Source organism: Rhizobium sp. RAF56 (assembly GCF_052113965.1).
In the GTDB taxonomy this organism is placed as follows: domain Bacteria; phylum Pseudomonadota; class Alphaproteobacteria; order Rhizobiales; family Rhizobiaceae; genus Rhizobium.
The window spans coordinates 75139-87813 of record NZ_JBFRDU010000020.1; the positions used below are offsets into that span (position 1 = coordinate 75139).

15 protein-coding genes are annotated in these 12675 nt (G+C 62.3%); 5 read left to right on the plus strand and 10 right to left on the minus strand.

Features of this window, described 5'->3' with window-relative positions; genetic code table 11:
• Window positions 1-77: 77 nt before the first annotated feature.
• From AB4048_RS17770 to AB4048_RS17780, 3 genes are read right to left on the minus strand one after another with little or no spacing between them, the layout of a single operon-like run.
• Complete coding sequence (locus AB4048_RS17770) at window positions 78-866, minus strand: anti-sigma factor family protein (RefSeq protein ID WP_442203311.1); 789 nt, start codon at window positions 864-866, stop codon at window positions 78-80.
• Window positions 863-1417 carry an RNA polymerase sigma factor gene (locus tag AB4048_RS17775; protein WP_442203312.1) on the minus strand — a complete coding sequence of 185 codons (555 nt, stop codon included), beginning with the start codon at window positions 1415-1417 and terminating at the stop codon, window positions 863-865. Before AB4048_RS17775 ends, AB4048_RS17770 begins: the two co-directional genes overlap by 4 nt.
• Window positions 1401-1781 (minus strand): COG4315 family predicted lipoprotein, encoded by a 381-nt coding sequence (locus AB4048_RS17780; RefSeq protein ID WP_442203313.1) that lies wholly within the window; start codon window positions 1779-1781, stop codon window positions 1401-1403. Before AB4048_RS17780 ends, AB4048_RS17775 begins: the two co-directional genes overlap by 17 nt.
• A 136-nt stretch (window positions 1782-1917) precedes the next feature.
• Here AB4048_RS17780 and AB4048_RS17785 point away from each other — a divergent pair, with 136 nt between their 5' ends.
• A complete protein-coding gene (locus AB4048_RS17785; RefSeq protein WP_442203314.1) occupies window positions 1918-3045 on the plus strand; it encodes an ATP-dependent DNA helicase in 1128 nt (375 codons plus the stop codon).
• Between the two features lie 215 nt (window positions 3046-3260).
• Window positions 3261-3599 (plus strand): hypothetical protein, encoded by a 339-nt coding sequence (locus AB4048_RS17790; protein ID WP_442203315.1) that lies wholly within the window; start codon window positions 3261-3263, stop codon window positions 3597-3599.
• A gap of 51 nt (window positions 3600-3650) precedes the next feature.
• Here AB4048_RS17790 and AB4048_RS17795 read toward each other — a convergent pair whose 3' ends face one another.
• Window positions 3651-4775 (minus strand): LLM class flavin-dependent oxidoreductase, encoded by a 1125-nt coding sequence (locus AB4048_RS17795; protein ID WP_442203316.1) that lies wholly within the window; start codon window positions 4773-4775, stop codon window positions 3651-3653.
• A 186-nt stretch (window positions 4776-4961) separates the two neighbouring features.
• On the opposite strand from AB4048_RS17795, the gene AB4048_RS17800 reads away from it, so the two are divergent.
• Complete coding sequence (locus AB4048_RS17800; protein WP_442203317.1) at window positions 4962-5558, plus strand: winged helix DNA-binding protein; 597 nt, start codon at window positions 4962-4964, stop codon at window positions 5556-5558.
• On the opposite strand, the gene AB4048_RS17805 is transcribed toward AB4048_RS17800, so the two are convergent.
• Window positions 5555-6247, minus strand: a complete 693-nt coding sequence (locus AB4048_RS17805; protein ID WP_442203318.1) for a MerR family transcriptional regulator — start codon at window positions 6245-6247, stop codon at window positions 5555-5557. The two genes, AB4048_RS17800 and AB4048_RS17805, sit on opposite strands and share 4 nt — an antisense overlap.
• Window positions 6248-6693: 446 nt before the next feature.
• On the opposite strand from AB4048_RS17805, the gene AB4048_RS17810 reads away from it, so the two are divergent.
• Window positions 6694-7446 carry a pyridoxine 5'-phosphate synthase gene (locus tag AB4048_RS17810; RefSeq protein ID WP_442203319.1) on the plus strand — a complete coding sequence of 251 codons (753 nt, stop codon included), beginning with the start codon at window positions 6694-6696 and terminating at the stop codon, window positions 7444-7446.
• An 82-nt stretch (window positions 7447-7528) separates the two neighbouring features.
• On the opposite strand, the gene AB4048_RS17815 is transcribed toward AB4048_RS17810, so the two are convergent.
• Entirely contained in the window at window positions 7529-8416 is an 888-nt protein-coding gene (locus AB4048_RS17815; RefSeq protein ID WP_442203320.1) for an SDR family oxidoreductase, read from the minus strand.
• A 141-nt stretch (window positions 8417-8557) separates the two neighbouring features.
• Between AB4048_RS17815 and AB4048_RS17820 the strand changes: the two genes are divergently transcribed.
• Window positions 8558-8971: a winged helix-turn-helix transcriptional regulator gene (locus AB4048_RS17820; protein WP_442203321.1), complete on the plus strand. Its 414-nt coding sequence runs from the start codon at window positions 8558-8560 to the stop codon at window positions 8969-8971.
• Between the two features lie 19 nt (window positions 8972-8990).
• On the opposite strand, the gene AB4048_RS17825 is transcribed toward AB4048_RS17820, so the two are convergent.
• The 4 genes from AB4048_RS17825 to AB4048_RS17840 all read right to left on the minus strand — a co-directional run bounded on the left by AB4048_RS17825 (window position 8991) and on the right by AB4048_RS17840 (window position 12671).
• Window positions 8991-10217, minus strand: a complete 1227-nt coding sequence (locus tag AB4048_RS17825; protein ID WP_442203322.1) for an MFS transporter — start codon at window positions 10215-10217, stop codon at window positions 8991-8993.
• Window positions 10218-10267: 50 nt separating this feature from the next.
• Window positions 10268-10885, minus strand: a complete 618-nt coding sequence (locus AB4048_RS17830; protein ID WP_442203323.1) for a TetR/AcrR family transcriptional regulator — start codon at window positions 10883-10885, stop codon at window positions 10268-10270.
• A gap of 72 nt (window positions 10886-10957) precedes the next feature.
• The gene (locus AB4048_RS17835; protein WP_442203324.1) at window positions 10958-11890 is read right to left on the minus strand and encodes a bifunctional helix-turn-helix transcriptional regulator/GNAT family N-acetyltransferase; all 933 of its coding nucleotides are present in this window, start codon (window positions 11888-11890) and stop codon (window positions 10958-10960) included.
• Between the two features lie 64 nt (window positions 11891-11954).
• Complete coding sequence (locus AB4048_RS17840; protein ID WP_442203325.1) at window positions 11955-12671, minus strand: aspartate/glutamate racemase family protein; 717 nt, start codon at window positions 12669-12671, stop codon at window positions 11955-11957.
• Between the last annotated feature and the right edge of the window lie 4 nt (window positions 12672-12675).

Genomic DNA, 12675 nt, shown 5'->3' on the forward strand with positions numbered 1-12675 from the left:
TAATTTTCCAATCTGCAACCTTCTGCGTGTCGGGTCATCCAGGCAACCGGGCAGAACCAATCCTCTACGCTACATTGTCATGTTGGAAACTGCCTGTAGCACTCCTCCGCCACCTGCCGCAGCGTCTCGCGCGAAATGTCGCCGGTGACGGCATAACCGAGCTTGCCGTCGATCCAGTAGAAGGTTTCGACCGGGCCGGCATTGGCGAAGCGGAAGCTTGTCGTGTCGTTTTCCGGGTTATGGCCGATGAGGATGGTGATCCGCTTGCCGGTCGCGTCCTCATACATGAAGAGCGCGCCCGGCGTATCGTTGACCGGCAGAAGCCTGCCGCCGACGAGATGAAAGCCGAGGCTCTGCAGGTTCGGGACCTTGAGATCGGTGACGCCCAAGCGTTTTCCGAGCCAGGTCGCGAGGTGGGCTTCCTGGTCGGCACCCACTTCAACCGGGTGGCGGACTTCGCTGGCATAGATGAGGAAGGCGGATTGCGCCTGGCGCGGCAGGGTTTCGAGCGCCGTCAGTTGTAGCTCAGGTGGAGACAGGAGCGGCGGTCCATAATGGCCGGCGACCGCTCCGACGATGAAAATACCCGCTGCGGCAGCGACGCTGGATAAGCGCGGCATCCAACTCGGCCACCTACCCTCCTTGCGCGCTCGGAGCAGGGCGGCATCGCCGTCCTTCGCTGCATGGTAGGGTGCAAAAAGTGTCCTGATGCTCTCGTTCTGCGCCTTCCAGGCCGCGACCTTTGCGGCGTCCTCGGTGTTGTCTGCGAGCCAGGCTTCGATGCGGGCAAGATCTGCCGTCGGCAGCTGCTCGTCGGCGAAGGCGTGGAGTTCCGCTTCGGTCACGGTCGGGTTTCGTTCACTCATCTTGGTCTCCGAAGCGTAATGACATTGTCGGCATTCATCAGGTTGGTCAGGCGCAGTCGCGCACGCGACAGCCGCGACATCACCGTGCCGATCGGGATATCCAGCATCGTCGCAACGTCGCGGTAGCTATGGCCCTCGACGACAACAAGCATGAGGATCGATCGGCTCTCCGGGGCGAGGCTGTCGAGGGCCGCCTCCAGCCGCGACCGCTCGAGCGGATCGGATGCCTTTTCCTCGGCCGGCAGCTCCGCGCTTGCGGCGATGTCGACAAAGTCCTGGCGGCCTTTCTGGCGCAAGCCGCTACGGTAGAGGTTGGTCATGATGGCGGTCAGCCAGGCGCGCAGATTGACCCCGCGCCATTGCGCGCGGCGGGCGAGGGCCTTTTCCACGCAGTCCTGCAAGAGGTCTTCGCCATCCGCGTCCGAACGCGCAAGGCTTCGCGAATAGCGCCTGAGCGCGGGCATGAGCGCCAGAATTTCGGCTTCGAACGTGCCGGATGCGGGGGTGTTTGCCCCCGCATCGCCGTCATCCGTGCTATGGCCGTGCGGCATCCCACACGCCCTTCACGCCGTCGCCGGAAACGTCGCCGGCTTTGGTATCCTTGATCCACAGGTAGAGCGGCATGCCGTCCTTGGCCCACTGTTTCTTCCCGTCCTTGCGGGTCACGAGCGAATATGCACCGTCGGCCTTGGCGTTGTCACTCGCCATGAAGGGCGGCCAGTTCTTGGCGCAATCGTCGTAGCAATTGGACATGTCCTTCTTGTCGTTCTTGAAGGTGTAAAGCGTCATGCCTTTCGCGTCGGCAACGACCTTTCCCTTCGATGTCTCGACCACCTTGACTGGCGCCTCGGCAAAAGCGGCCGTCGCGGCGGTCGATGCCAGGATCAGGACCGGCAGGTAAAGTGCGGCTTTCATGGCTGTTCTCCTTGGGTGCAAGGGCTCGCGATTGTGCGTGCCGAACATGAGACGCTCAAACGGCCTGGTTTATTCCCGGCCCACCACGGCTTTTATCGCTTGCGCAGGGTGTGCGAATCCTGCCAAGTCGCTCCCCATGCAATTCGCACCGCAACAGGACGAGGCCCTGAAGGCCGTTGCCAGATGGCTGAAGGAAGGGCGGGCGCCGCTCTTCCGCTTGTTCGGCTATGCCGGCACGGGCAAGACGACGCTTGCGCGGCATTTTGCCGAGCATGTCGACGGCGAAGTCTTGTTCGCGGCCTTCACCGGCAAGGCGGCGCAGGTGTTGCGTTCCAAGGGGGCGCACAACGCAAAGACCATCCACTCCCTCATCTACCGTCCGCGGGGCGAAGAGGCGGTGGAAAACGAGGAGACCGGCAAGACCTCGATTGCGCCGATGTTCGCCATCAACCGCCTGAGCCCGGTCGCAAAGGCGGCGCTGATCGTCGTCGACGAATGCTCGATGGTTGACGAAGCGCTCGGCAAGGACTTGATGAGCTTCGGTACGCCGATCCTCGTGCTCGGCGATCCCGGCCAGTTGCCGCCCGTTACCGGCGGAGGCTATTTCACCAACCAGGAGCCGGACTACCTGCTGACGGATATTCACCGGCAGGCGCGTGACAACCCGATCATTCAGCTTGCCATGCATGTGCGCGAGGGCAAGGAGATCATGCACGGCGACTACGGCACTGCGCAGGTGATTTCCAAGAGTGAGGTGACGCAGCCGCTGGTGCTGGATGCGGATCAGGTGCTGGTCGGCACGAACAAAACGCGCCGGCGATACAATCAGCGTCTGCGGGAGCTGAAAGGCTTCACGGCGGACTATCCGCAGTCCGGCGACAAGCTGGTCTGCCTGCGAAACGATCCGGCCAAAGGCCTGCTCAACGGTTCGCTCTGGCAGGTGATGACATCGTCCCGAGAGACGACCAAGCCGGGCATCAATCTTCTGGTGAAGCCGGAAGACGACGACATGGACCGAGGGGCGGCGAAGATCAAGCTGTTGAAGCAGGCCTTCGAGGACGTCGACGGTGAGATCCCCTGGTCGACGCGCAAGCGCTATGACGAGTTCGACTTCGGCTATGCACTGACGGTTCACAAAGCGCAGGGCTCGCAGTGGAACAACGTCGTGCTCTTCGACGAAAGTTGGGCGTTTCGCGACACGCGGGAGCGGTGGCTCTATACGGCGATTACCCGCGCCGCCGAGACGCTGACGATCGTGCGCTGAAGGCTCGGTGCTTGCCGAAACCATGCTGATCGGCCATCCTGGATCGTCATAGAACTGCGCCAGCAGGGACATCCGCGACTTGAACGGAGGTCGGCATGGACCCAAGTCGGAGCCGCAAGCCGCCCGTTTCCTACGGGGAAGCAAGAGCGTTCGCAATCAAAGCTGAAGTCCCCGACACGCAAGCCGAGCACTTCGTCTTTCCGGCGCAGAAAACGATGTACGGCGGAAAGGACATCGCTGCGGGCGACACGATCTTTATCTTCTCGAGCGAGAACGAAGGAGGCCAGGGTCTTGTCGCGTCGGGTATCGTCACCGCCGCGCAGGCCGTTCCCAAAGTTTTGGGCCTCGCGCGTCAGACACCGCGGGTCAGTATCTCTATCAAACGAATTGCGCTGGCCAAGCGACCGCTCGGGCGTGGGCAGTTGAAACCGCTTAAGGACTGGGGCGACGGCCGGCCCGCGACCGAACTCAATTTCAAGTTCTATCGCCAGGCGACAAACAAGATTGCCGGCATTTCCGACGAGGCCGCAGCCTTCCTCGCTACGTTCTTCTGAGCCATCTCCCCCACGTGGGGGAGATGTGTGCGACGACAGTCGGCCCCAGCCTTAAGCGACGGCTGCCGCCATCTTCTGCGCCGGGCGGATGCCGCGCGCCTCCAGGATCGGCAGGACGTTGTCGCGGAAGTAGGGGAACTCTTCGACATAGTCGACAAAGGAGAGCGTCGTTCCACCGAAGCCGGCCTCATGCAGGGAGATGATGCCCTCTGCCACCTGTTCTGGCGTGCCGACCAGCGGGAAGCCGCCGTGGCCTGCCGCCATGCGATCGCGGATCAGGGCCAGGAGATCGTGCGGGAAGGACTGAGCGTGGGCGAACTGCAGACGAACGAGATTGTCGACCGCTTCCCAGTCCGCATTGGTCTTGCCTGTGTGTTCCAGATAGTCGCGCGCTTCCTTTTCGGTCGGGCGGCAGACGACGTGGGAGAAGGTCAGCACGTCCACCGGGCGCCCGGCGTCGACCCCTTGCACCTTCAATGCCGCGATCTCTTCCTTCGAACGGGAAAGATCGATTGCCGGCGTGAACAGGAAATTGGCGTTTTTCACCGCGAACTTGCGGCCTTCTCCGGAGCCGGCGGCGTTGAGGATCGGCAGTTCCGCTGCGGGACGGGGATCGCCAAGCACGTTCTTCAGCTGGAAGAACTTGCCGTCCCAGTCGAAGGCTTCGGTGCGGGTCCAGAGTGCCTTGACGATGTCGAACCATTCCTGCGCGTAGCCGTAGCGTGTCTCGTGATCGTCGGGGAGCGTCAGTCCGAGCGCTTCATACTCAGGCTTGTTCCAGCCGGCGACGATGTTGAGGCCGACGCGGCCGCCGCTGATCTGGTCCATGGTTGCCAGCTGCTTGGCGACAACGACTGGGTGGTTGGCGGCGGTGTGGATGGTGGCGAAGACATTGATGTTGCGCGTCTGGGAAAGGAGCGCGGCCGCCCAAGTGATCGTTTCCAGCACGTTGCCATGAAAATTGGTTTCCCCGCCGTAGCCAATCCAGCGGGCGATCGGCAGCATGAAGTCGATGCCGGCGTCGTCAAGCATCCGGGCAAGCTTGAGATTGTTTGCCCACGAGTTGTCCCAGCGTTCCGGTACCTTGGTCACCGTCATGCCGCTGGAGCAGTTGCTCGAAAAGGTACCGAGCAGGAAATGGTCGGCCGAGAGCATGCTGTTGCTTTGAGAGGTCATTCGCTGTTCTCCGTTTTATGTTGGAATTTATAATAGAAAGTCTATTTTAAGATCCCAATGGACGCAATAGCGCTCTTCCGGCATCTTCCGATGCGTGAGCAACGCAATAAATCGGAATCGATTCATGGGCTTATGCGCCTTCGTTGCCACGGACTGCCGCCGATGCGCGGCGATGAGGAGATATGGATGAGCAAGCGCCCGACGTCACCGGAGGCCGAAAAGAACGCGCTGGACCGCAGCTGGCATCTGGCACGCACGGCCTTGGAAATCGATGTTACCGAGGTCGAGTATGCGCTGATGCGGTGCTTCGAGGCATTCGGCCGCTGGCAGGCCGAATGCCTGGCCTCCGTTTCGGATTTTTCCGCAACCGGTCCCGAGAATGCGCTGCTGCACGTCATCCGGATGAACGACCGTCCGAAGAGCATGCGTGACCTTGCCCACATGACCAACCGCGAGGACATTCCGAACATCCAGTACAGCTTGCGCAAGCTGATCCAGGGCGGCCTGGTCGTGCGCAGCGGCAGCGGCAGGTCCGGCGTCGTCTACGAGGTGACGGAAGAGGGGCGCGATGTGACCGACCGCTATGCCGCCGTGCGGGCAGTTCTCCTGGTCGGCGGCGTCGAGCGTGTGCCCGAGCTCAGCAAACGTATGGAAGAGGCAGCGCGCACGCTGGAGCTGATGACCGGAATATACGAGCAGGCGGCACGCTCTGCCGCAACCCACCGCCGCCGGCCGGGCGCGCATCTCGCCGGTCGGACGACCGGCACGGGCAATCAAACCTAAGGTTTAACGATCCCTAACAACACCGCCTTGGCGATCGCTTGAAAACGGCTGTCCGTGCCGAATTTACCGATGATCGAGGCTTCGATAGCAAAGGCGGCATCGGTTCCGATGTTGAGGTTCCGTGCGATCTTGGCGGTCGATTGACCCTCGGCCATGAAGGTCAGGTAATGCCGCTCCTCGGCGGTCAGCGCGGAGGGGGCCTGGTTGTCGTTGAGCCGATCGGATTCCGCGGCGCTGCTATATTCGAGGAGCTCGGTGATGCGCTGCGCCTGGCGCTGAAAGATCGTGAGCTCGGCCGTCAACTCCTGCATGCGAGCGGAGAGCGCCGCGTGAAAAGTCGCCTCGGCCGCTTCCTGTGTTTCGGCAAGGCTGAGTTCGTCCATCATCGTCTGGATCGCGGCGATGGACATGCCGATCTCGCGGCAGACATTGATGACGGCCATACGCAGCACGTCGTTCAAATCATAGACGCGCATTAGGCCGACCCGGCTTGCCGCGATCAGGCCCTTCTCCTCGTAAAAGTGCAGGGTGCGATGGGTGACATGAAAGGCATTGGCCATATCGGCGATAGCGATCGGACCGTTCGGCAGTTCCGGCGGCAGGGCCGCGGCGGGAAGAAAATGGTATTTGGCGCGCGCCTGCGAGGCAAGCTTCGCCGCTGCGAACATCTGTTTGGAACCGTCAGGCATAGGCCCCCCTTCCTGACATCATGTGGCTCTATGGCCCTTACTGTGGCATGCGTCTCATCTATGCCTGTTTAACTAGTCCGAATTGGCGATGACCGAAGATGACGCCGATCCATGGCGGCCCCCGGTTGTCGCTCCCGCAGCGCAGATCCCCGGCGATTTCGTTTGTAAAAGGAACGCCTGCACAATGGGTTGGAAAACGCGCATACCCGCCTTACACTGTACCCCCCGGCGCGAAGGCGGATCGCTGCCTACCGTTCAGGAGCGTAACTCTTTTTAGCAATTTTAGGAATCGCCCGAAGGACGTAGCAACTCGGGCGGGTCAATCGGCCAAGGGGTGAGTGCTATCAAACTTTTGCATAGGTGGATGTTGGAATCTCGTTGGTCTTGTCGTTGCTGATCACTTAAAAGCGTGAACTAGCCTTTTCTACAATCGACGGATCCCATCCATGCCCGCCAAGCTCTCCGTGAACCTCAATGCCATCGCCATGCTGCGCAACCGGCGCGACCTGCCGTGGCCGAGCGTTGCCGGGCTCGGGCGCATCGCACTCAGTTCGGGCGCGAGCGGACTAACCGTGCATCCGCGTCCCGATCAGCGCCATATCCGCTTTTCCGATCTGCCGGTGATCCGCGCGCTGATAGACGACGAGTTTCCTCAGGCCGAATTCAATATCGAGGGTTATCCGACCGACGAGTTCTTTGATCTCTGCGCGGCGGCAGAGCCCGAGCAGGTGACGCTCGTTCCCGACGATCCTGCTCAGGCCACTTCCGATCATGGCTGGGATTTCCGCAGGCACGGGGATTTGCTCGGCGAAGTGATCGCGAAGTACAAGAAGATCGGTTGCCGCGTATCGCTCTTCGCCGACGGCGACGGTGACGTGGAAGCGGTGGCAATCGCCAAGGCCACCGGCGCCGACCGCATCGAACTCTATACCGGCCCCTACGGCGGCTTTTACGATCAGCCGGAACGCGCAGCGCCAATCCTCGAAGCACTCGGGAAAACCGCGGACGCAGCACTCGCCGCGGGGCTTGCCATCAATGCCGGCCACGACCTCACGGTCGCCAACCTTCCGCCGCTGATGAAGCGCATCCCGAAGCTTGCTGAGGTGTCCATCGGCCATGGGCTGACGGCCGACGCGCTCGAATACGGCATGGCCGAAACGGTGCGTCGCTTCCGCCGCGCCTGTGGGCAGACCGTCTAAGTCTGAGAGCGGACCGACGGCGAATACCGGCTCGCCGCGACTTTGGCGATAGAAGCGGGGAGGCGGGCTCCCCGCTTGTGGCTCATCCCACCAGTGCCGTTCTGTGCTCTTCGAAGAAGCTCTTCAACGTCTGCGGCTGACGACCGGTCAGCTTGTGAAAATCATCGGTGACGAGATCGAAATTGCCGGCGCGGATGTTGGCGTCGGCTGAAACGAGCATGTCCACGACGAATATCGGCAGGCCGGCGCCTGTCATGCCGGCGGCGAGCTGTTCGTCGTTGACCTGCACCACATCGAGCGGCTTGCCGACGACTGCCGAAACGACGGCGGCGACCTCTTCCGTCGTCGTGGACTGGCTGCCAGTCAACGTATAGACGGCATTCGCGCTTGTTTCGGCCGCAAGCGCCGCGGCGATCGCCAACGCACAATCTTCACGCGAGATATAGGCGACGCGACCGCCGGCGGTCGCCGTGTACCATTTGCCGCCCTCAAGATTGTGCGGCAGCGACATCATGAAGTTGTCGATGTACCAGGCGTCCCGAAGAATCGTATGGGAAATGCCGCTCGCCTTGATGGCGTTTTCTGTGCCGAGGTGGTCGGGCGCGAAAGTGACCAGCGATTTGTCCGGGCTGGGCATCGAGGTGTAGAGGATATGCTTGATGCCGGCCGCCTTGGCCGCCTCGACCGCGGCCGTGTGCTGGCGAAGGCGCTTGCCGGGTGTGTCGAGCGCATCGGTGCTGATGATCAGCAGACGGTCGATACCGGAGAAGGCGGCCCCAAGCGTTGCCGTATCGTCGAAATCGGCCTTGCGGATATCGACGCCCTTGGCCGCAAGAGAGGACAGCTTGGCCGGGTCGCGGGTGGCGGCGACGATATTGCCCGGCGCGACCTTGTAGGTCTCGGTCAGGTGATGGATCACCCGCTGGCCGAGTTGGCCGGCGGCGCCGGTGACGAGAAGCTTGCTGGTCATGGGAGTTTCCTTTTGCCATGCTCGCCGCTTGCGCGGCTCGGTATCAGTAGTCTCAAAAAGAGAGCAGCACTACAATAGGAATTGACGGCTCCACGTAAAGAAGGCAGTTTTCTTTCCCTACGTTACCAAAAAGGAACCGGCATGAGCGCCATCGTCAACATGCGCAACAAGCGCGTCGCTCCCGACCGCAACGTCGATCTGACGCAGCTCGATTTCGCCAATTGCCCGGTGCGCGACCTGCTTTCGCAGATCGGCGGCAAGTGGGCCGTCTTGCTGCTGGAGGCGTTGGCGCAGAAGCCGCATCGCTTCGGCGAACTCAGGCGGATGGTTCCCGACATCTCGCAGCGCATGCTGACGCAAACGCTCCGCGACCTGCAGCGCGACGGTTATGTCGGACGCGAGGTTTTTCCGACCAAGCCGCCGAGCGTCGAATACCGGATGACCGATCTTGGATGGTCGCTTTACGAACCCCTGGCACAGCTTCTGAACTGGGCGGAGGCCAACCACGTCGCCGTCCGCGCGGCACGTGTCCGCTTCGACGAGGCCGTCACGTGAATGCGCTCACTCTGATCGCCTAGGCGGATCGGCGGGAGCGCTTCTCGGTCGTGAAGGTGACAAGTGCCAGCAGCGGGAAGCAGAGACCGATCCAGGAGGTGAGGTTCCAGCCGCCGGTCGCGTAGGCCCAGCCACCGACCGCAGAGCCGATGGCGCCGCCGCCGAAGGCGCTTGCCATATAAAGCCCGTTCAAGCGGCTGCGATGCTCGCCACTGATCTGGTAGATCGCCCGCATGCCGAGGACGGCGTGGGTCTGTACCCCGAAGTCGAGCAGGATGCCGGCGAATGTCAGCAGTGCCAGTTGCGGCATTGAGCCGCCGGCGCAGAGGTGCGCCAATAGGAAGGCTGTGATGGACAGCAGAATGGCAAAAGCCGTTGCGGGTGTTGTCATGCCGCGATCGGCGAGCCGGCCGGCGATCGGCGACGCGATCGCGCCGGCAGCACCTGCGAGCGCAAAGAGCGCGATGCCGTTCTGCGTCAGCCCGTAGGCGGGGCTGGCAAGCAGGAGCGGCGTCGTCGTCCAGAACAGGCTGAACGCACCGAACAGGCTCGCCTGGTAGAGGGCGCGGCGCTGCAGCACCGGCCTGTGAAGCGCCAGATGGCCCATGGAGGCGAGAAGCTGTCCGTAGTGAAGTTTCGTCTGCGGCCTGCGCACCGGCAATATCGAGCGCAGAACGACGGTCAGCACCACCATTACGACGGCCGACACGATGTAGACGGCCTGCCAGGACGATATCTCCGAGAGGAAACTCGCCACCGGCCGAGCAAGCATGATGCCGGTCAAAAGGCCGCCCATGACGTTGCCGACCACCCTGCCGCGTTCGGCGTCGGTCGCCATTGAGGCGGCGAAAGGTACCAACACCTGCACCGCGGTCGACGCAAGGCCGATACAGAGCGCGGCGGTCAGAAACCACACCGGCGACGTGGCAAAGGCCGCGCTAAGCAGCGCAAGGGCCGCAATCGAGACCAACAGTGTTACCAATCTGCGGTTCTCGAGCAGATCCCCGAGCGGAACGATCAGCAACTGACCGAGGCCGTAGCCGATCTGCGTCAGCGTGACGATGAGGCCCGTGGCGGCCGGATCGAAACCCAGCGCGTTGCTGATCGGACCCGCCAGTGGCTGGCCGTAATAGAGGTTCGCGCCCACCAGTCCGCAGGCGGTCGCGAAGGTGAACATCATCCCGCGCGAGATCGTCGGGGAAGCGGCGGGCTCCACGTCGGGGCGGCACGCGGCGGTGGCGGTCATGCGGTACTCCTGGTCGATGCGGGCGTGGGAAGGCGCGGCGATGGGCTAATTCAGTCGAGGATCCCTAGGGCAGCTTCAGCGACGGCGGCCATTTCGGCGTGGCTGCGGCCGGTCTTGCCGACTACGCGCATGCCGCTCATCAGGCAGAGCAGCGTTCGGGCTGTCGTCTGAACGTCGAGGTCCGCACGGATGCTGCCGTCTTCCTGGCCGAGGGCAATCAATCTGGTCACGAGCGTCTCGTTGGCGTTAAAGGCGGTGGCCACGCGGCTTGCGGCCTCATCGTCGAGGAGCGCCAGGTCATCGGCGCTGCGGACGACGAGGCAGCCGCGCTTGCCGATCGCTCCATGAGAGGAGTCGGCATAAACACGCAAGACCGCCAGTAGCTTGTCTCGACCGTTATAGGCGCCGGCGATCGCCTCGTCGAAGGTGGCGACGCGGACGGCGCGGTAGCGGTCAAAGGCGGCGAGAAAGATGCCGCGCTTGTCCTTGAAGGCTTTGTAAACGCTGCCGGCGGCGAGCCCCATTGCCGAGGTGAGGTCGGTGATCGAGGCGGCGTGATAGCCGCGCTCGGCAAAGACGGCGAGCGCCTTGTCCAGCGCTGCTTCCATGTCGAATTCTCGCGGCCTGCCACGCAGCCGCATCGGGGCGATTTCGGTCTCGGTGATCATGTCGAGCTTTTTAGGAAATGATCGTTTCCAAATCAAGCGCAATATGAAACTGCGACGCCCATGTTGCTGGAGCTAGAGATCGAGACGCCAGGTCTGGCCGTTGAGGAGGGGCCCGAACATTCGGTGCTTCTCTTCGGAAATCAAACTGAAGCCGGCGCGAAGGTAAATGCCGCGCGCCGCTTCGAGATTGTCGTTGGTCCAGAGCGACAGCTGTCGGTAGCCGTGACGGCGGGCAAAGGTGATGCATTCCTCGACCAGCGCGCGTCCGAGCCCAAGACCCCTCGCGGCCTTGTCGACATAGAGCAATCTGAGCTTCGCAACCCCGTCGCCGCCGTCGGTGATCATGACCGAGCCGACGTTGAGGCCGCCGCGCTCGGCGATCCAGCAATGCTCCTTGTCCGGATTGAAATTCGTGAGGAACCGGCCGGCGACCTCGGCCACTAGCCCCTCGAAGCGCATGTCCCAGCCGAATTCATCATGGTAGAAACGCCCCTGGCTTTGAACGATCCATCCGATATCGCCGGGGCGATGTGCGCGAATGATCGCCGTTGCCGTGCTTGCAGCGGGCGCATCGAGAATGGTGCGGATGGTGTGCATCGCCTCGACCACGCGGTCCGGCGCTTCCTGTGGCAAATCGCTGAAACGCTCGGCTATCTGCGCGCGGGAACGCTTGGCGAATTCCTCGAACAGAGACTGTCCCGTGGCAGTCACGCGGATGATCTGGCTGCGGCGGTCGGCGGCGTCGGCTTCCGTGGCGATCAGGCCGTCGGCCCCGAAACGCTTGAGGATGCGGCTGAGATAGGCTGCGTCGAGATGAAGATCGCGCTTGAGTGCAGTCGCCGCGATGCCGTCGTGAGATGCGATCTCGAAAAGGACGCGGGCCTCTGTCAGCGTATAGGCGCTGTCCAAATAGGCTCGGTTCAGGACACCGAGGAAATTCGTATAGAAGCGGCTGAATTCGCGCACCGCTTCGATGGCGGCCAAGGGTGAAAAGGCAGCGGACATGACACAGTCTCCTTGGAGACTATGTCTAATATTTAGTTGACTGAGTCAAGTATACATGCCGCGATCAAGCGGCGCATTCGCTCTGTTGGGTCGTCCCAAATGCGAAGTCCACGGCAGCTTCGGCGTGGATCGCAGTGGAATCGAAGCCGGGGAGCGGCAGTGCTTGCGGATCGAGGATGAGGCAGATTTCCGTGCAGCCGAGGATGACGCTATCCGCACCCGCCGCCTTGCCGCGCTCGATGATGGCCATCAGCTTTTCGCGCGAGCTATCGAGGACGGTGCCGGCGCAAAGTTCGTTGAAGATGACGTCGTGCACCACGGTGCGGTCTTCGGCATCCGGCACCATGGCCGAGACCCCCTGGCGCGCCATGCGCTCGATGTAGAAGCCATGCTCCATGGTGTAACGCGTCGCGAGCAATAGCGGCCTGCGGCAGCCGGCTCGCTTCAATTCGGCGGCCGTTTCGTCGACGATATGGATGAGCGGAATGGAGACGCGGGAGGCCACCTCATCGGCGATCAGGTGCATGGTGTTGGTGCAGATCAAGACGCACTCGGCGCCGCCTACCTGCAGCTTTATGGCGATATCGGCAAGCCGCGCCGCTGCCTGGTTCCAGCGACCGGCCTTCTGCAGCGCTACGATTTCCGCAAAGTTCACTGAATGCATCAGGACATCGGCAGAAGACAGCCCGCCGAGACGCCGGCGCGCCGATTCGTTGACGAGGCGATAATAGACCGCAGAACTTTCGAAGCTCATGCCGCCGATGAGGCCGATGGTGCGCATAAAT